Genomic DNA, 23,400 nt, shown 5'->3' on the forward strand with positions numbered 1-23,400 from the left:
CCGGCCGCGCCGCGCGCGCGCCGCACCCGCGCCGGCTAAGGCAGCCGCGCCATCTGACACGGCCGGGGCGGGCGGGGCCTTACTTCGCCTTGGCGTCCGGTGGGGCACCGACCGGGTCGAGCCCGGTGGCGCGCACGATCTCCGCGACGGCGGCCGAGCTGAGGAAGCGCACCAGGTGCCGCGCCGCGTCGTTCTGCGTGGAGCCGGCCACCAGGCCCGCAGAGAAGAAGATCGTCTGCTGCACTTCCTGCGGCAGCGTGCCGATGAAGTCCAGCTCCTTGAAGTAGATCAGCTCGCTCACCTGCTGGAAGCCCAGCTCCGCGTCGCCGCGCGCCACCACGGCGCCCACGCGCTCGCTGAGGATCTTCTTGCCGGTGACCTTCAGGCGCTCCTCCACGCCCAGCTTGGGGAACAGCTCCGTGGACAGGTAGGTGCCGCTGGCGCTGGCCGAATAGGCGACCGACTTCGCGTTGAGCAAGGTCTGCTTCAAGGCTTCGACCGTGCTGATGTCCGGCTTGGGCGTGCCCTTGCGCACGGCCGCTCCGATCTGCGAACGCGCCAGGTCCACCCGCGATCCCTGCACCACCTTGCCGTCGCGCACGAGCGCTTCCAGGCCGCCCTCGGAAAGGATCACCAGGTCGAAGCGTTCGCCGCGCGCGAAGCGGCTGGGGATCGAGTCGGGCGCATTGCCGATGGAGGCGCCGAAGGAACTGACCACGGTGTTGCCGCTTGCCTGTTCGTACAGCGGGATCAGCTGCTTGTAGGCCTCGGTGAAGGCGCCGGAGGTGATGACGCGGATCTCCGCCGCGAAGGCCGACGAGGAGGCGAAGGCCAGTCCGGCGAGGATGGCGAGCGCCCAGCGGCGGGTGGTGCGAGGGATGAAGTTCATGGTGCGGGTTCCTTCCGGCTCACTGCATGGTGATCTTGCGTTCGCGGATCACGCGGCCCCAGGTCGCCGTCTCGCGCTCCATCTCCCTGGCCAGTTCCTCGCGCGTGCCCGGCGCCGGCGCCAGCCCGTGGCCGTTGAGCGCATCGGCCACGGCGGGGGTCTTGAGCACCTTCACCAGTTCCGTGTTCAGGCGGTCCAGCGTGGCCTTGGGCACCTTGGACGACGCGACGAAGGCATACCAGTTGGTGGCGCTGTAGCCCGGGTAGCCGGACTCGGCGATCGTGGGCACGTTGGGCAACTGCGGCAGTCGCTTGGGGCCGGTCACCGCCAGCGGGATGAGCTTGCCGCTTTCGATGTGCGGCTGCGCCGTGGCCAGCGTGGAGTAGTAGGAGGCGACGCGGCCCCCCAGCAGGTCCTGCAGGGCCGGCGCGCCGCCCTTGTATGGCACGTGCACGGTCTGCACCTTGGCCATGTCGTCCAGCAGCTCACCAGCCAGGTGCGAGGCCGAGCCGGGACCGGTGGAGGCGTAGTCCAATTTTCCGGGATTCGCTTTCGCGTAGGCGACGTACTCCTGGAAGCTGCGGATCTTCAGGCCCGAATGCACCACCAGCACGTTGGGGAAATTCACGCCCATGGTGATCGGCGCCAGGTCCTTCACCGGGTCGTAGGGCAGCTTCATCAGGTGCGGCGCGATGGTGAGCGGGCCGACCGATCCGAACAGGATCACGCTGCCGTCGGTGGGCGCCGTCTTGGCGACGTACTGATGGGCGATGTTGCCTCCCGCGCCGGGCCGGTTGTCGATCACCACCGGCACCCCCAGGTTTTCGCCGAGCTTCCTGCCGATGATGCGGGCCGCGGAGTCGGCCGCACCGCCGGCGGCGAAGCCGACCACGATGGTGAGGTTGCCGCGCGGGAAGTCCTGCGCCTGCGCGGGCAGGGCGGACAGCAACGGGACTGCGCACAGCGCGGCGAGGCGCAGCAGGTGGCGCTTGTTCATGGGGAAGTCTCCTTGGGTTTCGGGATGTTCAGTCGGCGCCCAGGCCGACCGGATTCGGTTGCCGCTTCTCCACCGCATGCCGCAGCAGCGACGCCGTGCGGAACACGCCGTGGGCGAACTTGCCGTAGGGCAGCGTCGCGAACAGCGCCATCACCGCGCCCAGGTGCAGGCACAGCAGCAGCGGCAGCGCCGGCGTCGCGCGCGCCAGCCACAAGGCCAGCCCGCTCGCACTGGTGAGGAACAGCAGCGCGATGAAGCCGAGGTCCATGGGCTTCTGCGCCAGGTCGCCTTGCAGCGGATGGCGCCGTCGGTTCAGCCGCCAGAGGCCGATCGTTCCTGCGAGCAGGCTCACGCCGCCCACCGCGCCCAGCAGCTTGGGCAGCGAAGGCAGGTCGTAGGGCGCGGCCCAGCCGAAGGAGTAGTGGTAGACCGTCCCCACCGCGGTCGCGGCGAAGCAAAGGAGGAAGCCGTAGAAGGTCAGGTGGTGCGCACGTCGCCGCGACAGCGTGAACGCGTCGTCCTCGTTGTTGCAGCCTTCGCCGTGGCCACCATCGAGGTACTTCAGACGCAGCACGTCGTGCGTGGCTTCCGCCGCCGCGGGCGTGCTCACCGGCGCGCCGCTGGTGGCCGGCTTGATCTCCCGCCAGAACCGCGACACGCCCAGGCCCAGCGCCAGCACCACGAACAGGAACACGGGCGCGAACAGGCCGACCAGCAGGTTGTGCGGGAAGATGGCGTAGAAGTCGCCGCCCGGAACCGCGCCCCACAGCGTGCCCTTCAGCCCCGCGCCGAGCGCGAGGAAGGCCGCCAGCGCGAGCGCCAGCGCGACCGCCAGCGTGAGGCCGTTGCGCTGGTACAGCGCACCGAGCGGCGCCGGCCAAGCGTAGTCCGCATAGGTCTGGCCGCGCACGGTGGCCATGGCCTGGGGCACGTTCACCGCGAATTCGTGCGGCGGTGCGTACTGGCAGGCATGCAGGCAGGCGCCGCAGTTGTGGCACAGGTTGGCCAGGAAGTGGATGTCGGCCTTGCCGAACTCCAGCCGGCGCGTCATGGCGGGAAACACGGCGCAGAAGCCTTCGCAGTAGCGGCAGGCATTGCAGATCTGCATCTGGCGCGCGACTTCGGTTTCGGGTCCGCTCAGCACCAGCGCGCCGTTGGCCAGCGCCCGTGCCTCGCGCGCAAGGACTTCAAGCGCCTGCATGGTGTTCCTCTCCTTGTCGCAGCGCGGCGCGCGCGGCGTTGCTGCCCGCGATGCGGCCGAAGGCCGTGCCGATCGACATGCCCACGCCCGCGGTGTAGCCCTTGCCCAGCACGTTGCCGGCCATCATCTCGCCGGCGACGAACAGGTTGTCGCTGGGTACGTCGCCAAAGCGCACGGCGGCCGTGTCGTCGGTGCGCAGGCCCAGGTAAGTGAACGTGATGCCTGGCTTGACGGCGTAGCCGTAGAAGGGGGCCGTGTCGATGGGCCGCGCCCAATGCGTCTTGGCCGGCAGCACGCCTTCGGTGTGGCAGTCGTCCAGTTGCGTGTGGTCGAAGGTGCCGGGGCGGCAGGCGGCGTTGTAGTCCCGCAGGGTGCGCATGAAGGTGTCGACGTCGAGCTGCAGCTTGCGCGCGAGGTCCGGGAGCGTGTCCGCCTGCACGCCGGGAAACACCGGTGGCATGAAGCGACCGATGGCCTTGCTGTCGATGATCGAATAGCCGACCTGCCCCGGCTGCTGCGCCACCAGCCGGCCCCAGATCGCGTAGCGCTTGGGCCAGAAGTCTTCTCCCTCGTCGTAGAAGCGCCGGGCCTCGCGGTTGACCACCACGCCCAGCGACACGCAGTCGATGCGGGTGCAGATTCCGCCGTCGTACAGCGGCGCCCGGGCGTCGATCGCCACCATGTGCGCCTGCGTCGGATCGCCGATGCGGTCGGCGCCGTGGTCGTCCAGCAGGTGCTTGAGCAGCACGCCCTGGTTGAACCGCGTGCCGCGGATCAGGAAGTTGTCGGCCGGCCATTCGCCGCGATCGTTCTGCCCCCAGGCTTCGCGCAGCCAGGCGATGTTGGATTCGAAGCCGCCGGCAGTCAGCACGCAGCTGCGCGCTTCGATGCGCTCGCCCTTCGCCCAGGCCGCGACGAAGCGGCCGTCCTCGACCTCGATGCGGTCCACCGGCGCCTCATAGCGGATGCGCACGCCCAGCTTCTCTGCACTGCGGTAGTAGGCGTTGACCAGCGCCTTGCCGCCGCCCATGAAGAAGGCATTGGTGCGCGCGACGTGCAGCGCGCCCGACAGCGGAGGCTGGAAGCGCACGCCGTGTTTGCGCATCCAGTCGCGGCAGGTGGAGGAGGCGCGGATCGTCAGCCGTGCCAGGTGTTCGTCGGTGAGGCCGCCGGTGACCTTCAGAAGGTCCTGCCAGTACTCCTCTTCCGGATAGGCGTCGACCAGCACGTCCTGCGGCGCGTCGTGCATGCAGCGCAGGTTGCGCGTGTGCATGGAATTGCCACCGCGCCATTCGCGCGGCGCCGCTTCCAGCAGCAGCACGCTGGCGCCCGCTTCCGCGGCCATGAGGGCCGCGCAGAGTGCGGCGTTGCCGCCGCCGATGACCAGCACGTCTGTGCGCATGGAGAAAAACACCACCTGGGTTGGGAACCGGCGGATTGTGCTGCGCGGGGATTGTTCTGTGAAATGAAAAGAAAGGTGCGACTATTGCGGTTTGCGCATAAGTGCTCAGACCGCGAGCTTCGCCTTGCGGATCAGGGCATGGAACGCCTCGGCCGCCGGCGACAGGCTGCCGTGCCCCGCGCGCAGCAGCACCACCCGGCGCTTCACGGTCGGGCCGCCCAGGGCGATCTTGCGGATGCCGGGCCGGTCGCCTTCGCGGATGGTGGAGGAGGGCAGGATGGCGCTGGCCACGCCGGCCGCCACCAGGTTGACCGCGGTGGCGTGGTGCTGCACCTCGTATTTCACGTGCACGCGGATGTTGCGCTTGGCCAGCTGGTAGTCCATGGTCAGGCGGGTGGCGACGAAGCTGCTCACGCCCACCAGGTCCGTGTCGCGCATGTCCGACCACGTGACAGCCTTGCGCTCCTGCAGCGGATGCGGCGTGCGGCAGACGAACACCAGCGGGTCCGCGAACAGCACCGTCTCCGCCAGGTCCGGATGCTTTTCGCCCTGCACCGCGATGCCGAGTTCGGCCTGGCCGCCCAACACGGCGTTGCGCACTTCGTCGGAAGAACCATCGAGCAGCCGGATGCGGTTGTCGGGGTGTGCCCTGGCGTACTGGCGGATCACGGCCGGCAGCACGTGCGAGGTCATGGACGGAATGCACGCCAGCGTGAAGTTGCCGGTGGCGCGCTGCGACATGTCTTTCAGGCGTTCCACCGCGGAGGTCATCTCGCCGACGATGGAGCGCGCCTGCGGCAGGAATTCGCGGCCCACCACGGTGAGTTCGACCCGGCGCGTGGTGCGGTCGAGCAGCTTCAGGCCCAAGTAGGCCTCCAGCTTCTGGATGCGGCGCGTCAGCGCCGTCTGCGTGATGTGCAGTTCCCGTGCCGCCTTGCTGAAACCGCCGAGCTCGGCGATGACCACGAAAGCCTGCATGCCGTCGAAATCGATCTTCATGGGAGCTTTCTAGATGGCCCCGTGCTTGCCTGCCTTGACCTGCGCGAACAGGTCGTACAGCTGCTGCGCGGCGGGCGACAGCGTGCGTCCCCTGCGGCGGATGAGACCGACCTTTCGGTGGACGATGGGATCCACCAGCGGCACGCTGACCAGGATCGGATGGTCCTTCCCCGGCATCGCCATGGCCGGGACAGCCGCCACGCCGAGCCCGGCTTCCACCAGGCCCAGTGCCGTTGTGACGTGCTGCGCCTCGTAGATGGCCTGCGGCCGCTTGGCGACGCCCGCCAGGGCCTGGTCCAGGACGACCCGGTTGCCTGAAGAACGTCCCACGGACACGTAGTCGTAGTCGCTCAGCTGCGCCCAGCTCACCCGCCGATGCTTCGCCAGGGGATGGTCTCGGCGACACGCTGCGACGAACCGCTCCTCCACCAGCGGCTTGAACTCGAGCTCTCCCTCCTGGGAGCCGATGAAGTTCAGCCCGAAGTCGGCCTCGCTGCGCGCGACCGCGGCCAGCACTTCGTTGGCGCTCGCGTCCAGCACCTTCACGCGCACACGCGGCGATGCCTGGTGGTACAGGCGGATCACGTGCGAGAGGTAGTAGTACACCGTGGATGGAACGCAGGCGACAGTGACCTCGCCCATGCGCGCGGCCGCGCCCCCGCGGATGCCCACCAGCGTGGCATCGAGCTCGTCCAGCAGCTCACGCACCTTGCGCTCGAAGTCGCGGCCCACCGCCGTGAGCGTGACGCGCCGCGTGTTGCGCTCCAGCAGCTTCACGCCCAGCGCCTGCTCCAGCTTGTCGATGCGGCGGCTGAAGGCGGGCTGCGACAGGTGCACCGCCTCGGCCGCCTTGCGGAAATTGCTCAGCTCCGCGACCGTGCGGAAAGCCACCAGGTCGTTCAGGTCGAAGTTCATTGCCACGGCCGGGTTACTCCTCGGTGATGCGCCTGGAACATCAGTTGATCTTAAAGATGCAATTCCCTTGTGCAATGGGGCCGACGATCATTCCGCCCATGCAACGAGTGATCCCCTGTGTCCTGATGCGAGCCGGTACTTCGCGGGGGCCGTTCTTCCTGCGCGAGTGGCTGCCCGCCGAAGAGACGGCCCGCGACGAGGCCCTGATCGGCGCGATCGGCGCATCCGACCTGCTGCAGGTCGACGGCGTCGGCGGCGGCAGCACGCTGACCAGCAAGGTGGCCATCGTCTCGCGCTCCACGCAAACGGGCTGCGACGTCGACTACCTCTTTGCCCAGGTGGGTGTCGGCCAGAAGTCGGTCGACACGCGGCCGAACTGCGGGAACATGCTGTCGGGCGTCGCTCCCTTCGCCATCGAGCAAGGCCTCGTCCGTGCGCGCGAGGGCGAAACGACCGTCCGCGTGTACAACGTGAACACCCGCTCGCGCATCGATGTCACGGTGCAGACGCCCGGCGGCCGCGTGCGCTACGAGGGCGACACCGGCATCGACGGCGTGGCCGGCACGGCCGCCCCGATCCGGCTGAATTTCCTGGACGCCTGGGGTGCCGTGACGGGCGCGCTCTTTCCGACCGGGCACCGCATCGACGTCATCGAAGGCGTCGAGGTGAGCTGCATCGATGCCGCGATGCCGCTGGTGATCCTGCGCGCCCGTGACCTGGGTCTGAGCGGCCGCGAGTCGCCGCCCGCACTCGACGCCGACACCGCGCTGCTGGCCCGGATCGAAGCGATCCGCTGCGCCGCCGGCGAGGCCATGGACCTCGGCGACGTGTCGGGCAGCGTCGTGCCCAAGCCCGTGATCGCCAGCGACGGCGACGATGCGGACAGCGTCACCTCCCGCTATTTCACGCCGCGCCGCTGCCATGCATCGCATGCGGTCACCGGCGCCATCGGCGTGGCCACTGCCTTCGCGCTGCCGGGCACCGTCATCAGCGGCGCCGCGGGACGCGCCGGCGTGCGATCCATCGCCGTCCTGCACCCGCAGGGACGCATCGAAGTCGAAGTCACCGTCGAGGGCGCCGGCGACGACGCCCGTGTGCAGCGCGCCGCGCTGGTGCGCACCGCGCGCAAGATCCTGCAGGGCGACCTGCACCTCCCACCCTATGTGTTCTCGAGAAGTCCAGAAGGAGACAAACCCATGAAACGCCTGCTCGCCCCCGCCGTGGCTGCCGCCCTGGCCACGGCCGCCCCGTTGGCCCTGGCTTACCCGGACAAGCCGATCACGATCGTCGTCCCCACCGCGCCCGGCGGCGGCAACGACGCCATGGCGCGTGTCATCGGCCAGAAGCTCGGCCCGCTGCTGGGCCAGACGGTGATCGTGGACAACCGCGCCGGCGCGAACGGCGCGATTGCCAGCGAGTTCGCCGCGCGCGCACCGGCCGACGGCCACACGCTGATGTTCGGCTACATCGCGACGCATGCCATGAATCCCGCGCTGCAGAAGCTGCGCTACGACCCCGTCGCCGACTTCGCGCCCGTGGGACTCGTCGGCTACTCCCCCACGCTCATGGTCGCCAACACCAGCGTGCAGGTGAAGGACGTCAAGGACCTCGTGGGCCAGCTCAAGGCCAAGCCGGACAAGTACACCTACGCGTCCGCCGGCAATGGCACGGCGCCCCATTTCGCCGCGGAGCTGTTCAAGCTCAACGCCGGCGTCGTGATGCTGGGGGCGCCGTACAAGGGCTCCGCACCGGCGATCACCGACACCATCGGCGGCCAGACGCAGATCATGTTCCCGAGCCTGTACACGGCCTTGCCCCACGTGAAGGCGGGCAAGCTGCGCGCGTTGGCGGTCGCCGGGCCGCAGCGCTCGCCCCTCTTGCCCGACGTGCCCACGCTGAAGGAGGCCGGGATCGACGGCGTCGACGTGCGCCAGTGGTACGGCTTCTTCGTCCCGGCCAAGACGCCCAAGCCGATCGTGGACCAGCTCAACAAGGCCTTGAACCAGGTGCTCTCGGACAAGGAAGTGGTCAAGCGCCTGGCCGAACACGGCGCGGACGTCGAGACCAGCACGCCGGAGCAGTTCGGGGCGCTGGTCAAGAGCGAACTCGCCAAGTGGAAGAGCGTGGTGCAGCGCGCCAAGCTGACCGCCGAGTGAGCCCCCAGGAGCAAGCCCATGACGAATTCACTGGACGACCTGCAGGCCTGGATCGGCCGTACCGAAACGCTGCACGACAGCATCGTCCCGACGCCGGTCAAGGCACTCGACGCCACCCTGGACCATCCCGCACGCAGCATCGATCACGGAACGCCGCTGCCTCCCCTGTGGCATTGGCTGTATTTCCTGCCGCTGCACCGGCAAAGCGAAATCGGTCCCGACGGGCACGCCAGGCGCGGCGGCTTCCTTCCGCCGGTGCCGCTGCCGCGGCGCATGTGGGCCGGCAGCCAGTTCGAATTCCGCTCCCCGGTGCGCGTGGGCGATTCGGTGGTGCGGACCTCGACCATCGCCGACGTGACGCTGAAGGAAGGCCGGACGGGCAAGCTGGCCTTCGTGAAGGTCCGGCACGAGCTGCGCTGCAACCGCGCCACCGATCCCGCGATCGTGGAGTTCCACGACATCGTCTACCGCGAAGCCAAGCAGCCCACTGACGTCGATCCGCCGCCGCAGAAGGCCGACACCAACGCGAGCTGGCGGCGCCAGATCGTGCCCGACGACGTGCTGCTGTTCCGCTACTCGGCGCTCACCTTCAACGGCCACCGCATCCACTACGACCGCAAGTACGTGACCGAGGTCGAAGGCTATCCGGGATTGATCGTGCATGGCCCGCTGATCGCCACGCTGCTGATGGACCTGCTGCGCCGCCAGGCGCCGGACGCCGAGGTCGCCAGCTTCCGCTTCAAGGCGGTGCGGCCGACCTTCGACCTGCACCCGTTCCACGTGAACGGCGAGCCGGCCGCCGATGGCAAGACCGTGCGCCTGTGGGCATCGGACCACGAAGGCTGGCTGACGATGGACGCGAGCGCCGTCCTGCGCTGACGCGCGCAACCGATTTGGAAAGGACACCTCCGCCATGCAACCGCTCAAGGGCTTGACCGTCGTCACCCTGGAACACGCGATCGCGGCGCCGTTCGCGACCCGCCAGCTTGCCGACCTGGGCGCACGCGTCATCAAGATCGAGCGTCCCGGCTCGGGCGACTTCGCCCGCGGCTACGACCAGCGGGTGCGGGGATTGGCCTCGCACTTCGTCTGGACCAACCGCTCCAAGGAGAGCCTCACGCTGGACGTGAAGCATCCCGAGGCGGCCAAGGTGCTGCAGCGGCTCGTGATCGAGAAGGCCGACGTCGTCGTGCAGAACCTCGCCCCCGGGGCCGCTGCGCGGCTCGGGCTAGGGTACCGGCAACTGTCCGCGCGCAAGCCCGGGCTGGTCGTGTGCGACATCTCGGGCTACGGCGACGACCCCGCGCACCCGGGCCCGTACCGGGACAAGAAGGCCTACGACCTGCTGATCCAGAGCGAAGCCGGGTTCGTGTCCGTCACCGGCACCCCGGAAGAGCCCTGCAAGGCCGGCCCGTCGATCGCGGACATTGCCGCGGGCATGTACGCGTACAGCAACATCCTCGCGGCCTTGTTGCAGCGGGCGCAGACCGGCAAGGGCCAGCGCATCGGCATCTCGATGCTGGAGTCGCTGGCCGAGTGGACCAGCTACCCCCTCTACTACGCCTTCGACGGGGCCGAGCCGCCACCGCGCACCGGCGCCAGCCACGCGACGATCTATCCGTACGGCCCGTTCCCGGCCGGCGACGGGGGCGTGGTGATGCTGGGGCTGCAGAACGAGCGTGAATGGGCTGCCTTCTGCGAAAAGGTGCTGCAGCAGCCCGCGCTCGCCAAGGATCCCCGCTTTACCGCCAACTACAAACGGGTGGCCGAGCGCGACGCGCTGCGCCAGATCATCGTCGATGCGTTCGCGTCCCTGACGGTGGGGCAGGTGCTCGAACGGCTGGAGGCCGCGCAGATCGCCAACGCGCAGGTCAACACGATGCGCGACGTGTGGGCACACCCGCAGCTGAAGGCCAGGGGCCGCTGGGTCGAAATCGGCTCGCCGCAGGGACCGCTGCCCGCCATGCTGCCTCCTGGCAGCTGGGACGTCCCGCCCCGCATGGATCCCGTTCCCGCCCTGGGCGAGCACACGGATGCCATTCTGGCGGAACTGGGTTACGGCACCGCGCAGGTCGAGGCGCTGCACGCCGCCGGCGCCGTCTGAAGGCCAGGACGCCATGAGTGCTCACGACCTGCAGCCGCGCACCTACCTGTTCGTCCCGGGCCATCGCACGGACCGGTTCGCCAAGGCCCTGGCGAGCGGCGCCGATTGCGTGGTGTTCGACCTGGAAGACGCGGTCGCGCCTGAGGACAAGCACCGTGCACGCGACGGCGTGTTCGACTGGTTCTCGACGGCCGCCGCGGCCGATCGTGCCCGCGTCGTGGTGCGCATCAACGATGCTGCTTCGCCTTGCTTCGCCGACGACCTGCGTGCGCTGCAGGCCTGCGCTTGCGCCGCCGTGCTGCTGCCCAAAGCCGAGGAGGCTTCACAAGTCGCCGCGGTGACCGCTGCCGTGCCGGGCGCACGGGTGCTGGCGCTCGTCGAGAGCGCGCGCGGGGTGGACGGCGTCCGCGTGATCGCCGGTGCACCCGGCGTCGCGCGGCTGGTGTTCGGCACGCTGGACTTCGCGCTCGACCTGGGCATCGACATCGCCGATGACGCAGCAGGCCTGGCCTACGCCGCAGGCCGCATTGCCATCGCATCCCGCGTCGCCGGACTGCCAGCCCCCGTGGCCGGCGTGACGCCGCAACTCGACGACGCGCAGCGCCTGCTGGCGGACTTCGCGCTGGAGCGCCGCCAGGGCTTGGCGCCAAGCTGTGCATCCACCCGCGCCAGGTGGCACCCGTGCATGCGGCGCTGCAGCCGGGCGCGGAGGCGCTCACGTGGGCGCGCCGCGTCCTCGAGGCCGACGCGGCCTCGCCTGGCGCTGCCCGCGTCGACGGTCGCATGGTCGACCGGCCCGTCGTCGAACAGGCACGCCGCACGCTGGCCCTGGCCCGCGACTGAAGCTTTCCTTTCCTCCGTTCACAGAGAGACCGACACCATGGCTTCCACCATCATCGATTCACGCATCTTCGGCGACATGTTCAGCGACGCGCGCATGCGTTCCGTGTGGTCCGACGAGAACCGCACCGCCAAGTACCTCGACATCGAGCGTGCCCTGGCCAAGGTGCAGGGCGCCCTCGGGATCATCCCGAAGGAGGCCGCTGCCGAAATCGTCCGCAACTGTGAGCTGTCCCAGATCGACTGGGTCAAGCTCAAGGCGAAGACCGAGCAGATCGGCTACCCGATCATCGCGGTGGTCAACCAGATCAACGCCAACTGCAAGGACGGGCTGGGCGAGTTCTGCCACTGGGGCGCGACCACCCAGGACATCACCGACACCGCGACCGTGCTGCAGATCCGGGAAAGCCTGGAGCTCGTCGAGCAGGACCTGGACGACATCGGCGCCGCCCTGGCTGCGCTGGCGCGCAAGTACCGTGACACGCCCATCATCGGGCGGTCCAACCTGCAGCAGGCCACCCCGATCACCTTCGGCTACAAGATGGCTTCCATCCTGGCCGGCATCGACCGGCACCGCGAGCGGCTGCAGCAGCTGAAGCCGCGGGTCCTCGTGGGCGAGTTCGGCGGCGCTTCGGGCACGCTGTCTTCGCTCGAACGCGGCGCGATGGAGACGCAGGCGGCCCTGATGAAGGAACTGGGCCTGGCCCAACCGCTCATCTCGTGGCACACGGTGCGCGACACCATCGCCGAAGTCGGTGCCTTCCTCGGCCTGGTCGGCGGTTCGCTGGGCAAGATCGCCATGGACGTGAAGCTGATGATGCAGACCGAGGTGGCGGAGGTGTTCGAGCCCTTCGCGCCGGGCCGCGGCTCATCGTCCACGATGCCGCAGAAGCGCAACCCGATCTCCTGCCTGTACATCCACGCGAACATCTCGGTGGTGCGCCAGCACGCCGCGGCGCTCATGGATGCGATGGTGGCCGACCACGAACGCTCCACCGGCCCCTGGGAAATCGAGTGGGTGGTGCTGCCGGAGATCTTCTGCCTGCTCTCGGGCGCGCTCAAGCAGGCGAAGTTTGTCGTGCAGGGACTCGAGGTGGACGCGGTGCGCATGCGCGCGAACATCGACATGACGAACGGCCTCGTGATGTCGGAAGCCGTGATGATGGGCCTGGGTCCCTACATCGGCCGGGAGTACGCCCACGACCTGGTGTACGACCTCTGCCGCCAGGCCATCCAGGAGAACCGTCCGCTGATCGACATCCTGGCGGCGCACCCGGAAATCTCGAAGCACGTCACGCGCGCGCAGCTCGAGGTGTTCTGCGACCCCGGAAAGAACCTGGGCCAGGCGGGCGTGATGGTGGACCGCGTGCTTGCCAACCGCGGCTGACGCCGCCCCACCCCCAGACCGGAAGATGCGCGCCCGCCGCGGGCGTGCCGCCTTCGTGCGTGCAAGACCAAGGAGACAAATCGTGAAAGTCGCAAAGCCTTTCAAGCTGCTGTACGTTCAGGTCCTGATCGGCCTGGTGCTCGGCATCGCCGTCGGCCACTACTGGCCGGAGTTCGGCGCTGCGCTCAAGCCGCTGGGCGACGGTTTCGTCAAGCTGGTGAAGATGATGATCGCGCCCGTCGTGTTCTGCACGATCGTGAGCGGCATCACCGTGCTGGGCGACTCCCGGGAGATCGGCAAGGCGCTGCTGAAGGCCATGGGCCTGTTCTACGCGCTGACGATCCTGGCGCTGGTCACCGGACTGGTCGCGGTGGTCCTGCTGCAGCCCGGGGCCGGCATGCACATCGACCCGAGGCAGCTGGATGCATCGGTGGCGAGCCGATTCGCCAACCAGCTGCACATCCACGGCTTCGCCGACTTCGTGCTGCACATCATCCCGAACGCATTCTTCGGTGCCTTCGCCGAAGGGGAGGTGCTGCCCGTGCTGCTGCTGGCCGTGCTGTGCGGCTTCGGGCTCACGCGCTGCGGCAGTTCGGCCCGGCACGTGCTCGAGTCGGTCGACGCCTTCTCGCACATGCTGTTCGCCGCCTTCGGCATCATCATGCGGCTCGCGCCGATCGGCGCCTTCGGGGCCATGGCGTTCACCGTGGGGCGTTACGGCATCAAGTCCATCGGCTCGCTCGGCCTGCTGATCGGAACCTTCTACATCGCCTGCGTCTTCTTCGTCGTCGTGTTCCTCGGCGTGCTGGCGCGCCTGCACGGCTTCCGCCTGTGGCAGGTCATCCGGTACGTGCGGGAGGAACTGCTCGTCGTGCTGGGTACGTCCTCCAGCGAGCCGGTGCTGCCCAGGCTGTTGCTCAAGCTGGAGCGCCTCGGTTGCAAGAAGGGCATCGTCGGCCTGGTGCTGCCCACGGGCTACTCCTTCAACCTGGATGGCACCGCGATCTACCTGACGCTCGCATCCATGTTCATTGCGCAGGCGTGCGACATCCACCTGACCTGGCTCCAGATCGCCAGCATGCTCGGCGTGATGCTGCTCACCTCCAAGGGCGCGGCGGGCGTGACCGGCAGCGGCTTCGTCGCCCTGGTGGCCACGCTGACCGTGATGCCGGACCTCCCGGTGGCCGGCGTGGCCCTGATCGTGGGCATCGACCGGTTCATGTCGGAAGCGCGTGCGCTCACCAGCACGATCAGCAATGTGGTCTGCTGCATCGTGGTCTCGATCTGGGAGCGCGCGTGTGACCGTGACGTGCTGGCGCGCGAGCTTGCGGTGAACTACGCCGGCACGGAGCGCGAACTGGAGCAGGACGCGCAGGAGCTCGCTCCGTTCGCACACTGACTCGCAAGACGCGTCCCGCTGCGTCGGCGGGGCTCCGCCAGTTGCTCGACCGCCCGTATCCAGGCATCCCACACCCTCGAAGTGACCTGCCGCTGACTTGCGTCAAAGACTGCGAATCGTCTATTATCTACCAAGCGGTCGGGAAAAAGACCCGGCCGATTCGAAGGAGACACGCCGCATGTACACGCAGGCCATGGACACCATGGGCAAGGACGCAGCACGCAAGCCGGTCCGCTCCGCCGAGGAACTGCAGCACGAGGAGAAGTTCGAGGCGCGCATCGCGGCCGGCGAATTCATCGAGCCCAAGGACTGGATGCCCGAGCATTACCGCAAGACGCTGGTGCGGCAGATCAGCCAGCACGCGCATTCGGAGATCGTTGGCATGCTGCCCGAGGGCAACTGGATCACGCGCGCGCCCACGCTCAAGCGCAAGGCGATCCTGCTGGCCAAGGTGCAGGACGAGGGCGGGCACGGCCTCTACCTCTATTCGGCGGCCGAGACGCTGGGCACCTCGCGCGACCAGATGCTGGAGGCGCTGCACACCGGCAAGGCCAAGTACAGCTCGATCTTCAACTACCCGACGCTCACCTGGGCCGACGTGGGCGTGATCGGCTGGCTGGTGGACGGGGCGGCGATCATGAACCAGGTGCCGATCTGCCGCTGCTCGTACGGGCCGTACGCGCGCGCCATGATCCGCATCTGCCGCGAGGAGAGCTTCCACCAGCGCCAGGGCTACGAGAGCCTGCTGACCATGATGGAGAAGGGCACCGAGGCGCAGCGCGCGATGGTGCAGGACGCGGTGAACCGCTGGTGGTGGCCCTCGGTCATGATGTTCGGCCCGCCAGACGACCAGTCGCCCAACACCGCGCAGTCCATGCGCTGGGGCATCAAGCGCGTCTCCAACGACGACCTGCGGCAGCGCTTCGTCGACGCCACGGTCGAACAGGCCAAGGTGCTGGGCGTGACGCTGCCCGACCCCGAACTGAGGTGGAACGAGGAGCGCCAGCACCACGACTTTGGAGCGATTGCCTGGGACGAGTTCTGGAAGGTCGTGAACGGCAACGGCCCCTGCAACCGCGAGCGCCTCGCCGCGCGCGTGCAGGCCTGGGACGACGGCGCCTGGGTACGCGAAGCGGCGCTGGCGCATGCGCGCAAGCAGCAGCCTGAATCGAAAGCGGCCTGACGGTATTCCTCCTTCCCCCGCTGGGGGAAGGCCGGGATGGGGGCGCCCGCGGCCCACCACTGAGGCCCAGCGCCCCCACCCCAACCCTCCCCCAGTGGGGGAGGGAGCAACGCAGCGGGGAGCGCCCCCACCCCAACCCTCCCCCGGAAGGGGAGGGAGAAAGACAAGGAGCAGACATGAGCGACGTGAAGCAGGAGTGGCCCCTCTGGGAAGTGTTCGTGCGCAGCCGCAGCGGCCTGGACCACAAGCACTGCGGCAGCCTGCATGCGGCCGATGACAAGATGGCGATCCAGATGGCGCGCGATGTCTACACGCGCCGGCAGGAAGGCGCCAGCATCTGGGTGGTGCGCAGCGACCAGATCGTCGCCAGCGACCCGGGTGAGAAGGGCATGTACTTCGACCCGGCGGAGGACAAGGTGTACCGCCACCCGACCTTCTACAAGCTGCCCGATTCCGTGGACCACATGTGAGCGCGGCGATGCAGGCATCGATCCAGGTCAGCCAGCAGCCGGACGTGCAGTACCTGCTGCGCATCGGCGACACGGCCCTCATCCTCGGGCAGCGCATCGCCGAATGGACCGGCCACGCGCCGGTGCTGGAAGAGGACATTGCGCTCGCCAACATGGCGCTGGACCTGATCGGCCAGAGTCGCGCGTTGCTGACGCATGCGGGCGCGCTCGAAGGCGCGGGCCACGACGAGGACCAGCTGGCCTTCCTGCGCGACGAGCGCGACTACCGCAACGTCACGCTGGTGGAACTGCCGCGCGGCGACTTCGCCGTCACCACCGTGCGCAATGCCATGATGGCCACCTTCTTCAAGCTGCTGTGGGAGCGGCTCGCGGAGTCGAAGGACGCCGAGCTCGCCGCGATCGCCGGCAAGGCGATCAAGGAGGCGCGCTACCACCAGCAGCATGCGGCCGACTGGCTGGTGCGGCTGGCCGGCGGCACCGACGAATCGCGCCGCCGCACAGAGAAGGCGCTGGCCGACCTGTGGATCTACAGCGCGGAGCTGTTCGCCTCCGACGCCGTCGACTCGCAGGCGCAGGCGAGCGGCCTGGGTCCGCGCTGGGGCGACCTGCACGAAGGCTGGCTCGCCGAGATGACCCAGATCCTGGACGAAGCCGGGCTCGCCATCCCCGCGGCCACGCCCTTCCTCAGCACCGGCAAGACCGGCGTGCACAGCGAGCACATGGGCTTCATCCTCGCGGACCTGCAGCACCTGCAGCGCAGCTATCCGGGGGGCGTGTGGTGACGCGCAGCGAACGCGCCTGGGTGGTGCTGGCCGGCGTGCCGGACCCGGAAGTGCCGGCGTTGTCCGTGCGCGACCTGGGCATCGTGCGCGACGTGATCGACCACGGCGACGAACTGGAAGTCGTGCTGACGCCCACGTACTCCGGTTGCCCGGCCACCGAGGTGATCGAGCAGAGCGTGCTGGCCGCGATCGAGGCGGAAGGACTCGGCCCGGCGCGTGCCACGCTGCGCCGCGCGCCGGCGTGGACCACCGAGTGGATCAGCGAAGAGGGCAAGCGCAAGCTCAACGCCTACGGCATCGCGCCGCCCGGCCCGGTGCCGCCGGACGCGGGGGTGCCGATCCGCATCGTCGGCCGCAAGGCCGACATCGTCGCCTGCCCGCACTGCGGCAGCCGGCACACCGAGCGCACCTCCGCTTTCGGTTCCACGGCCTGCAAGGCGCTGTACCGCTGCCTGGCCTGCCGCGAACCGTTCGAATACTTCAAGCCGCTATGAGCCCCGCACGGCCGCCCGAAGGGGCTCGCACCGCAGCGCCCCGCGCGAAGGTATTGCCATGACGACGATCTTCCATCCGCTGCGCGTGCGCGCGGTGCTGCCCGACACCCCCGAAGCGGTGGTGGTGTCCTTCGACGTGCCCGAGGATCTGCGGCCCGTCTTCGGTTTCACGCAGGGACAGTACCTCACGCTGCGCAAGGAGATCGAGGGGCAGGACCTGCGCCGCTCCTATTCCATCTGCGCGGGCGTCGACGACGGCGAGCTGCGCGTGGGCGTGCGCAAGGTGGCGGGCGGTGTCTTCTCCAACTGGATCAACGAGCACCTGAAGCCGGGCGACACGGTCAGCGTGATGGCGCCGCAGGGGCGCTTCTTCGTGCCGATCGAAGCGCAGGCGCAGCGCCACCACCTGGGCATCGCGGGCGGCAGCGGCATTACGCCGATCCTGTCGATCATGAAGACGGTGCTGGCACGCGAGCCGGCCAGCCGCTTCACGCTGATCTACGGCAACCGCAAGCTGCGCTCCACCATGTTCAAGGAGGAGCTGGATGACCTGAAGGACCGGTACATGGCGCGGCTGGTGGTCCACCACGTGTTCTCGGACGAGCACACGGAGATGGACATCCACACGGGCGTGATGAACCGGCAGAAGATCGCCGAGTTCCTGGGCGCGCTGGTCCCGCCGCAGGGCATAGACCACGCCTACATCTGCGGGCCGTTCCAGATGAACGACGAGGCGGAAGCCGCGCTGCTGGCGGCGGGCGTGCCCGAAGAGCGCATCCACATCGAGCGCTTCGGCATCGCGCAGCAGGCCGGCGGCCAGGTCGGCGCCGTGCTGCACCAGGCGCAGGCCGGCGATGCGGTCAAGGCGCGCATCACCATCATCCGCGACGGACTGCAACGCGAGTTCCCCTTCTCGCGCGAGCAACCCAGCATCCTCGATGCCGCATCCGCCGCGGGCCTGGAAGTTCCCTACTCCTGCACCTCCGGCGTCTGCGGCACCTGCCGCGCCAAGCTGGTGGAAGGCAAGGTGCGCATGGAGCGCAACTTCGCGCTGGACAAGAAGGAGGTCGCGGCCGGCTACGTGCTCACCTGCCAGGCGCATCCCACCACCGAGCGAGTCGTGCTGTCCTTCGACGAGCGATGAACATGTCGACCCCCACGCTGGTCACTTCGTGGACTGCGCTGCCCCCAGGGGGGGCTTCAGCCGCCTTGGGGCGGCCCGGCGGCGGCTGATGGGACGCGGACGCCACGCCGGCTACGACGAACAGCGCGAGATGATCCTGGAGCGCGCGGCGGCGCTGTTCGCGCGCGGCGGCTACCCGGGCACCTCGATGAACCAGGTGGCGAAAGCCTGCGGCCTGTCCAAGGCCACGCTGTACCACTACTACCGCGACAAGTACGAACTGCTGGTGAACATCGCGGACGGCCACGTGACCCGCCTGCAGGGCATCGTCGCCGAGGCCCTGGCCGAGGACCAGTCGCCGCAGGGGCAGCTGCGCGCGCTGGTCCGGCGGCTGGTGGAGGAATACGCCAACGCGCAGAACGAACACCGCGTGCTGACCGAGGACGTCAAGTTCCTGCTGGAAGGGGACCGCGAACGCATCCTGGACAAGGAGCGCGAAGTGGTGGCGGCGTTCGCCAAGGTGGTCGCGACGCTGCGGCCGGACCTGAAGAAGGCGGCGCTGAGCAAGCCCCTGACGATGCTCCTGTTCGGCATGGTCAACTGGATGTTCACCTGGATGCAGCCGCAAGGTGCGCTGTCGTACGAGGCCATGGCCCCGGTGGTCAGCGACCTGTTCCTGGGCGGGCTGCAGGCGGTGCAGGCGCCGGCGAAGGAGTCCGCCTCGGCCTCGTGAGCGCGCGTGCCCGGGTCCGTGCCATTGCGCCGACGCGGCGACTTGTCTATGGTGCCTGCTCCGGGCCGCCCGGAGAGGAGACACCCCTTGAAGCTTGCGCGAAGAATGCCGGCCCTCGCGGCCGTGGCCGCCGTCCTCGTCCTTGCCGCCGCCTGTGCCGGTCCGGCGTCGGCTCCTGCGGGCAACTCGCCGCCCCTGTTCCAGGTCGACGCGGCCTGGCCGCAGCCGCTGCCGAACCGCTGGCTGCTCGGACAGGTCAGCGGCGTCGCCGTGGCACCCGACGACCACGTGTGGGTGCTGCAGCGCCCGCGCAGCCTGTCCGAAGACGAAGCCGGCGCCGCCGCCAAGCCGCCGCACGGCGATTGCTGCCTGCCCGCGCCGCCGGTGCTGGAGTTCGCGGCCGACGGCAGGCTGCTGCGCAGCTGGGGCGGCCCGGGCGCGGGCTACGACTGGCCGGGCAACGAGCACGGCATCCACGTCGATGCCAAGGGATTCGTCTGGGTCACCGGCAACGGCGACAACGACGGCCAGGTTCTCAAGTTCACGCAGGACGGCAAGTTCGTGCTGCAGATCGGCAAGGTCGGCCCGCAGACCGGCAGCGCCGACACCACGCGGCTCGGGCGCCCCGCGGGCGTCGAAGTCGACGCGGCCGCGAACGAGATCTACATCGCCGACGGCTACCACAACCGCCGCGTGATCGTGTTCGACGCCGACACCGGCGCCTACAAGCGCCACTGGGGCGCGTTCGGCAAGGCGCCCAGCGACGCGGTCAAGCCCGAGTCGCGCCGCGCGCTGCCGCCCACCCCGGCGCAGCTGGAGCAGTTCGGCACGCCGGTGCACTGCGTCAAGATCGCCCGGGACGGGCTGGTCTACGTCTGCGATCGCCTGAACAACCGCGTGCAGGTGTTCCGCAAGGACGGCCGCTTCGTCAAGGAGTTCATGGTGGAGCCGCGCACGGCGTCCAACGGCTCGGTGTGGGACATCGTGCTGTCGCGCGACCCGCAGCAGAAGTGGCTGCACCTGGCGGATGGCCGCAACAACCACGTCCTCACCCTGGAGCGCGAGACCGGCGTGGTGGTGCAGACGCTGGGCCGCTCCGGCCGCTACGCCGGCGAATTCCACTGGGTGCACGACCTCGCGATCGATTCGCTGGGCAACCTCTACGCGGGCGAGGTCGACAACGGCAAGAGGGTGCAGAAGTTCACGCGCAAGTGATCAGGCGGCCGCGAGCAGCGGCTGCCATTCCGGCCCGCAGGGCGCCGCGATGCGCAGCGGGCGCGGACCATCCTCCAGCGCCAGCGACTCGGCGTGCAGCCACAGTTGCTGCGTGCCCAGGAAGGCTGCCACCGCGCGGTTGTGCGCGCCCTTGCCGTGGGTGGCATCGCCGACCAGGGGATGCGCGATGTGCTTGAAGTGCCGCCGGATCTGGTGGCGCCGGCCGGTGAGTGGTTCCACGCTCACCAGCGCATAGCGGCTGGTCGGGTGGCGGCCGTCGACGCTGAAGGGCCACTCGAAGCAGGCGAGGCGCCGGTAGCGCGTGCACGCTTCCAGCTGCGGCTGGCCGGCCGACGGCAGCTCGGGATCGCGCGCCAGCGGCTGCGTGATCTCGCCGTGTTCCGGCGGCCAGCCGCGCACCAGGGCCAGGTAGCGCTTGTCGACGCGCCCCTGTTCGAAGGCGAGTCCCCACTCGCGTGCGGCCCCTGCATCCTTCGCGAACAGCAGCACGCCGCTGGTGCCCTTGTCCAGGCGGTGCAGCGGCCAGACCCGGGCGCCGAGCTGGTCGCGCAGCAGCTTCAGGGCGGTGCGCTCCTCGTGGGCGTCCAGCGCGCTGGGATGGACGAGCAGGCCGGCCGGCTTGTCGATGCCGACCAGGTGCTCGTCCTGGTGAACAATGCGAAGGGGTGCGACGGACATGCGATGCGTGTCGTACATCGTAGGATGATTCCCACAGAACCGGTGGAGAAGCCTGTGGAAAACGAGGTGACCAAGTCGCCAAGTCCGCGTCACTGCTTGCTTGCGTTACGGTGAGCATTCGGCAGGCACTGCCTGCCACGCGATCGTGTCCGTACCATGACAAACAGCGAGCGATGATTCGATCATGAACAAATGTCGGGTCCTGGGCGTCCTCGGGGTGCTGGGCGTGGCCGCACTGCTGGCCGCGTGCGATCGCGGCGGCGCCAGTCCCGCCACGGTCCGGCTGGACTCCGGCAACGCGCAACTGCTCGCCAAGGGCCAGGCCGTGTACGTCAAACACTGCGCGAGCTGCCATGGCGCCCAGCTCCAGGGCCAGCCGAACTGGCGCGAACGCGACGCCGGCGGACGGCTGCCGGCGCCGCCGCATGATGCGAGCGGCCACACCTGGCACCACCCCGACGAGGTGCTCTTCAACATCACGAAGTTCGGGGTGGCCAAGGCCGCCAACCTCAAGGACTACCAGTCGGCGATGCCGGTGTACGAAGGCGTGCTGACGGATGCGGAGATCATCGCCGTGCTCTCCTGGATCAAGTCGCGCTGGCCGGCGGGCGTGCGCGACAAGCAGGAGCAGGTGAACGCAGCGGCGGAAAAGAACAAGGCGGCGCAGCAGCGCTAGGGTGCGCGTGCGGACGCAGCGGATTTGGCGCGCGCCACGCAGCTGACGCGGGCGCCGCGGAAAGCGATTTGCGAGGAGCCCGAGTAGCCGGTCGCGATGGCCTGGCGCCTCGCAACTGGGGCTGGTGTTCAATACATGGCGTGCCGTGGCCTGACTGTCAGCCCAACTTCATGGCGGGCTCCTTCAAGTCAGGGCTTGGTCGCCGGAACAAGGGGCTGGATGCGGGCATGGACGACAGCGGTCTGGTCGGCGTAGACCCGTCGCCAGCCGGGAGAGAGGTCCAGCAGCGCAATCCCCCCGACGTGGCGGGGCTCCAGAACCGTCCAGGCAATGCGGTGCTTGTCCAGCACCTTGTGCATCGCCTCGGCAGAGGGCGGCTCGATGACCGTCACGTACTCGCGCACGTGCGCGTCTCCGTAGATGTCGGCACGCCCGTCGATGAAGGGGGCGATACCGACATACGTGAGATAGCCGCCCCAGGCGTAGGAATTGAGGACGGGACCAGACAACTGCGCCGCCTTCGCGGCACGAAGGGCTTCCACCGGGCCGGGGGGCTCAAGCGGGCGCACGCGATCGACCACCGCGGTCGCGATCAGCAGGGCGAGGATGGTCACAGTGGCGGCAGCCCTGCCGGCCGGAGCCGCCAGCCGGCCCAGGATGCGGTCGGCGGGTGCGAGCTGCGCGCCTTCCATCCGAGTGTGCTGGCGATGCCGCGCGAGCGCGGGCGCCAGGATCACGGGGCCAAGCAATCCCAGAAGCTCCACGTTGCGGATGTACTTCAGGGAGAAATGCACCAGCAGCAGCACCAGCGCCACCCGCACCGGCGGGAAGCGGATGCCCTGCATCATTGCGAATCCCAGCGCGCCGAGCAGCCAGACTTCGAGCAGTTGCGGCTGGTGGAAATCGGGCGAGCGCCATTCGCCCACGCGATCCAGCGTATAGCTCATGTTGGCCAGCAGGTACCAGGTGGACAGCGGACCTTCCACGCCGTTCGGCGTGAGCAGCGAGGCCACCCCCGCGAGGGCCACGAAGCGGCCCCAGCGAACGGCCGTCGAACGCCTGGCGCCCGCCGGTGCATGGAGCACCGCCTCGGCGGCGAAGGCGCCCGCCAGAAACAGTCCCAGGGTGACGCTGCCGTGCAGGTTCGCCCAGAGGACCATGACGGGGAGTGCCACCAGGCGTGGGCTGCCTCCGTCCGCACGTGCCCGCACCAGCTCCCACGTCCACCACAGCACCAGGGGCATGGCCAGCATGTGCGGCCGCGCCAGAAGATGTCCTGCGGTCATGAGGGCGCTGAACGTGACGAAAAGCAGCACGTAGATCGGCTCGAGCCAGCGGAGCAGGACACGCGCCAGCAGCCCCATGGTCAGCGCAAAGGCGAGCCCCGTGAGCGCCATCAATGCACCGAAGCCACCGGCGTCGTGGGCGACGGCCAGCGCGACCTGCCCCAGCCACTCGTGGGGGATCCACGGTGAGCCGGGGAAAGGATGGAGGAACGGATCCTGGGTCGGGATGGTGCCGTTTTCCAGCATCCAGCGTCCCGCGGCGACGTGCGTCAGCGTGTCCCCGTCCGCCAGTACGTCGCGGCCACGGGCCAGCGTGTAGGCGTACACGGCCGCGCCGCATCCCAGCGGCAGGGACAACTGCCACGGACTGCGCGCCGAGCCGGCACCCGCAGCACTATGGGCCAGAGCTGCAGGAAATGTCGAAGAGTTGGACGGCTCGAACATGGACAC

At 69.0% G+C, this 23,400-nt stretch carries 21 protein-coding genes and 1 pseudogene; 14 read left to right on the forward strand and 8 right to left on the reverse strand.

Annotation, left to right across the window (positions count from 1 at the left end):
- Positions 1-79 precede the first annotated feature (79 nt).
- The 6 genes from AC1DSA_RS19820 to AC1DSA_RS19845 form a co-directional block, all read right to left on the reverse strand.
- On the reverse strand, positions 80-889 hold the full coding sequence (locus AC1DSA_RS19820; protein WP_477892366.1) for a substrate-binding domain-containing protein: 810 nt from the start codon (positions 887-889) through the stop codon (positions 80-82).
- A 19-nt stretch (positions 890-908) separates the two neighbouring features.
- Positions 909-1,886, reverse strand: a complete 978-nt coding sequence (locus tag AC1DSA_RS19825; protein WP_477892368.1) for a Bug family tripartite tricarboxylate transporter substrate binding protein — start codon at positions 1,884-1,886, stop codon at positions 909-911.
- A gap of 28 nt (positions 1,887-1,914) precedes the next feature.
- Complete coding sequence (tcuB, locus tag AC1DSA_RS19830; protein ID WP_477892370.1) at positions 1,915-3,087, reverse strand: tricarballylate utilization 4Fe-4S protein TcuB; 1,173 nt, start codon at positions 3,085-3,087, stop codon at positions 1,915-1,917.
- A complete protein-coding gene (gene tcuA, locus AC1DSA_RS19835; RefSeq protein ID WP_477892372.1) occupies positions 3,074-4,489 on the reverse strand; it encodes an FAD-dependent tricarballylate dehydrogenase TcuA in 1,416 nt (471 codons plus the stop codon). The genes tcuB and tcuA overlap by 14 nt, the downstream gene beginning before the upstream one ends.
- A 105-nt stretch (positions 4,490-4,594) precedes the next feature.
- Positions 4,595-5,488 carry a LysR family transcriptional regulator gene (locus tag AC1DSA_RS19840; protein ID WP_477892373.1) on the reverse strand — a complete coding sequence of 298 codons (894 nt, stop codon included), beginning with the start codon at positions 5,486-5,488 and terminating at the stop codon, positions 4,595-4,597.
- 9 nt (positions 5,489-5,497) lie between these two features.
- Positions 5,498-6,409 (reverse strand): LysR family transcriptional regulator, encoded by a 912-nt coding sequence (locus AC1DSA_RS19845; RefSeq protein ID WP_477892375.1) that lies wholly within the window; start codon positions 6,407-6,409, stop codon positions 5,498-5,500.
- Positions 6,410-6,501: 92 nt separating this feature from the next.
- On the opposite strand from AC1DSA_RS19845, the gene AC1DSA_RS19850 reads away from it, so the two are divergent.
- The 13 genes and pseudogenes from AC1DSA_RS19850 (at position 6,502) to AC1DSA_RS19910 (ending at position 20,289) form a co-directional block, all read left to right on the forward strand.
- Complete coding sequence (locus AC1DSA_RS19850) at positions 6,502-8,559, forward strand: 4-oxalomesaconate tautomerase (RefSeq protein ID WP_477892377.1); 2,058 nt, start codon at positions 6,502-6,504, stop codon at positions 8,557-8,559.
- An 18-nt stretch (positions 8,560-8,577) separates the two neighbouring features.
- Positions 8,578-9,438, forward strand: a complete 861-nt coding sequence (locus AC1DSA_RS19855) for an HTD2 family dehydratase (RefSeq protein ID WP_477892379.1) — start codon at positions 8,578-8,580, stop codon at positions 9,436-9,438.
- A 34-nt stretch (positions 9,439-9,472) separates the two neighbouring features.
- Complete coding sequence (locus tag AC1DSA_RS19860) at positions 9,473-10,663, forward strand: CaiB/BaiF CoA transferase family protein (RefSeq protein ID WP_477892380.1); 1,191 nt, start codon at positions 9,473-9,475, stop codon at positions 10,661-10,663.
- 13 nt (positions 10,664-10,676) lie between these two features.
- Positions 10,677-11,222 (forward strand): annotated as a pseudogene (locus AC1DSA_RS19865) (HpcH/HpaI aldolase/citrate lyase family protein); the annotation flags it as partial.
- 321 nt (positions 11,223-11,543) lie between these two features.
- Positions 11,544-12,890, forward strand: coding sequence for a class-II fumarase/aspartase family protein (locus AC1DSA_RS19870; protein WP_477892572.1), 1,347 nt, complete (start codon positions 11,544-11,546; stop codon positions 12,888-12,890).
- 82 nt (positions 12,891-12,972) lie between these two features.
- Positions 12,973-14,289, forward strand: coding sequence for a C4-dicarboxylate transporter DctA (gene dctA / locus AC1DSA_RS19875; RefSeq protein WP_477892382.1), 1,317 nt, complete (start codon positions 12,973-12,975; stop codon positions 14,287-14,289).
- A gap of 178 nt (positions 14,290-14,467) precedes the next feature.
- Complete coding sequence (paaA, locus tag AC1DSA_RS19880) at positions 14,468-15,472, forward strand: 1,2-phenylacetyl-CoA epoxidase subunit PaaA (protein WP_477892384.1); 1,005 nt, start codon at positions 14,468-14,470, stop codon at positions 15,470-15,472.
- Positions 15,473-15,648: 176 nt separating this feature from the next.
- On the forward strand, positions 15,649-15,942 hold the full coding sequence (gene paaB / locus AC1DSA_RS19885) for a 1,2-phenylacetyl-CoA epoxidase subunit PaaB (RefSeq protein WP_477892386.1): 294 nt from the start codon (positions 15,649-15,651) through the stop codon (positions 15,940-15,942).
- Positions 15,943-15,950: 8 nt separating this feature from the next.
- Positions 15,951-16,724, forward strand: coding sequence for a 1,2-phenylacetyl-CoA epoxidase subunit PaaC (gene paaC / locus AC1DSA_RS19890; RefSeq protein WP_477892388.1), 774 nt, complete (start codon positions 15,951-15,953; stop codon positions 16,722-16,724).
- A complete protein-coding gene (gene paaD / locus AC1DSA_RS19895; RefSeq protein WP_477892390.1) occupies positions 16,721-17,218 on the forward strand; it encodes a 1,2-phenylacetyl-CoA epoxidase subunit PaaD in 498 nt (165 codons plus the stop codon). Before paaC ends, paaD begins: the two co-directional genes overlap by 4 nt.
- A gap of 58 nt (positions 17,219-17,276) precedes the next feature.
- The gene (gene paaE / locus AC1DSA_RS19900) at positions 17,277-18,362 is read left to right on the forward strand and encodes a 1,2-phenylacetyl-CoA epoxidase subunit PaaE (RefSeq protein WP_477892392.1); all 1,086 of its coding nucleotides are present in this window, start codon (positions 17,277-17,279) and stop codon (positions 18,360-18,362) included.
- An 88-nt stretch (positions 18,363-18,450) separates the two neighbouring features.
- Complete coding sequence (locus AC1DSA_RS19905; protein WP_477892394.1) at positions 18,451-19,074, forward strand: TetR/AcrR family transcriptional regulator; 624 nt, start codon at positions 18,451-18,453, stop codon at positions 19,072-19,074.
- Positions 19,075-19,161: 87 nt separating this feature from the next.
- Positions 19,162-20,289: an NHL repeat-containing protein gene (locus AC1DSA_RS19910; RefSeq protein WP_477892396.1), complete on the forward strand. Its 1,128-nt coding sequence runs from the start codon at positions 19,162-19,164 to the stop codon at positions 20,287-20,289.
- Here the strand turns inward: AC1DSA_RS19910 and AC1DSA_RS19915 are convergent, their stop codons facing one another.
- A complete protein-coding gene (locus AC1DSA_RS19915) occupies positions 20,290-21,006 on the reverse strand; it encodes a pseudouridine synthase (protein ID WP_477892398.1) in 717 nt (238 codons plus the stop codon).
- 166 nt (positions 21,007-21,172) lie between these two features.
- Here AC1DSA_RS19915 and AC1DSA_RS19920 point away from each other — a divergent pair, with 166 nt between their 5' ends.
- On the forward strand, positions 21,173-21,664 hold the full coding sequence (locus AC1DSA_RS19920; RefSeq protein WP_477892399.1) for a c-type cytochrome: 492 nt from the start codon (positions 21,173-21,175) through the stop codon (positions 21,662-21,664).
- A gap of 188 nt (positions 21,665-21,852) precedes the next feature.
- Here AC1DSA_RS19920 and AC1DSA_RS19925 read toward each other — a convergent pair whose 3' ends face one another.
- Positions 21,853-23,394 (reverse strand): hypothetical protein, encoded by a 1,542-nt coding sequence (locus AC1DSA_RS19925; protein WP_477892401.1) that lies wholly within the window; start codon positions 23,392-23,394, stop codon positions 21,853-21,855.
- Positions 23,395-23,400: the final 6 nt, after the last annotated feature.

The organism is Ramlibacter sp. P4_H7 (assembly GCF_056400765.1).

What these genes read in the sequence shown, in the direction of transcription:
- paaE (WP_477892392.1), top strand. Translation starts at nt 17,277, where the DNA reads ATGACGACGATCTTCCATCCGCTGCGCGTGCGCGCGGTGCTGCCCGAC.
- AC1DSA_RS19925 (WP_477892401.1), bottom strand. Translation starts at nt 23,394, where the DNA reads ATGTTCGAGCCGTCCAACTCTTCGACATTTCCTGCAGCTCTGGCCCAT.
- AC1DSA_RS19870 (WP_477892572.1), top strand. Translation starts at nt 11,544, where the DNA reads ATGGCTTCCACCATCATCGATTCACGCATCTTCGGCGACATGTTCAGC.
- AC1DSA_RS19860 (WP_477892380.1), top strand. Translation starts at nt 9,473, where the DNA reads ATGCAACCGCTCAAGGGCTTGACCGTCGTCACCCTGGAACACGCGATC.
- tcuB (WP_477892370.1), bottom strand. Translation starts at nt 3,087, where the DNA reads ATGCAGGCGCTTGAAGTCCTTGCGCGCGAGGCACGGGCGCTGGCCAAC.
- AC1DSA_RS19840 (WP_477892373.1), bottom strand. Translation starts at nt 5,488, where the DNA reads ATGAAGATCGATTTCGACGGCATGCAGGCTTTCGTGGTCATCGCCGAG.
- AC1DSA_RS19855 (WP_477892379.1), top strand. Translation starts at nt 8,578, where the DNA reads ATGACGAATTCACTGGACGACCTGCAGGCCTGGATCGGCCGTACCGAA.
- AC1DSA_RS19825 (WP_477892368.1), bottom strand. Translation starts at nt 1,886, where the DNA reads ATGAACAAGCGCCACCTGCTGCGCCTCGCCGCGCTGTGCGCAGTCCCG.
- AC1DSA_RS19905 (WP_477892394.1), top strand. Translation starts at nt 18,451, where the DNA reads ATGGGACGCGGACGCCACGCCGGCTACGACGAACAGCGCGAGATGATC.
- paaA (WP_477892384.1), top strand. Translation starts at nt 14,468, where the DNA reads ATGTACACGCAGGCCATGGACACCATGGGCAAGGACGCAGCACGCAAG.
- AC1DSA_RS19915 (WP_477892398.1), bottom strand. Translation starts at nt 21,006, where the DNA reads ATGTACGACACGCATCGCATGTCCGTCGCACCCCTTCGCATTGTTCAC.
- paaB (WP_477892386.1), top strand. Translation starts at nt 15,649, where the DNA reads ATGAGCGACGTGAAGCAGGAGTGGCCCCTCTGGGAAGTGTTCGTGCGC.
- AC1DSA_RS19920 (WP_477892399.1), top strand. Translation starts at nt 21,173, where the DNA reads ATGAACAAATGTCGGGTCCTGGGCGTCCTCGGGGTGCTGGGCGTGGCC.
- tcuA (WP_477892372.1), bottom strand. Translation starts at nt 4,489, where the DNA reads ATGCGCACAGACGTGCTGGTCATCGGCGGCGGCAACGCCGCACTCTGC.
- paaC (WP_477892388.1), top strand. Translation starts at nt 15,951, where the DNA reads ATGCAGGCATCGATCCAGGTCAGCCAGCAGCCGGACGTGCAGTACCTG.
- AC1DSA_RS19850 (WP_477892377.1), top strand. Translation starts at nt 6,502, where the DNA reads ATGCAACGAGTGATCCCCTGTGTCCTGATGCGAGCCGGTACTTCGCGG.
- AC1DSA_RS19820 (WP_477892366.1), bottom strand. Translation starts at nt 889, where the DNA reads ATGAACTTCATCCCTCGCACCACCCGCCGCTGGGCGCTCGCCATCCTC.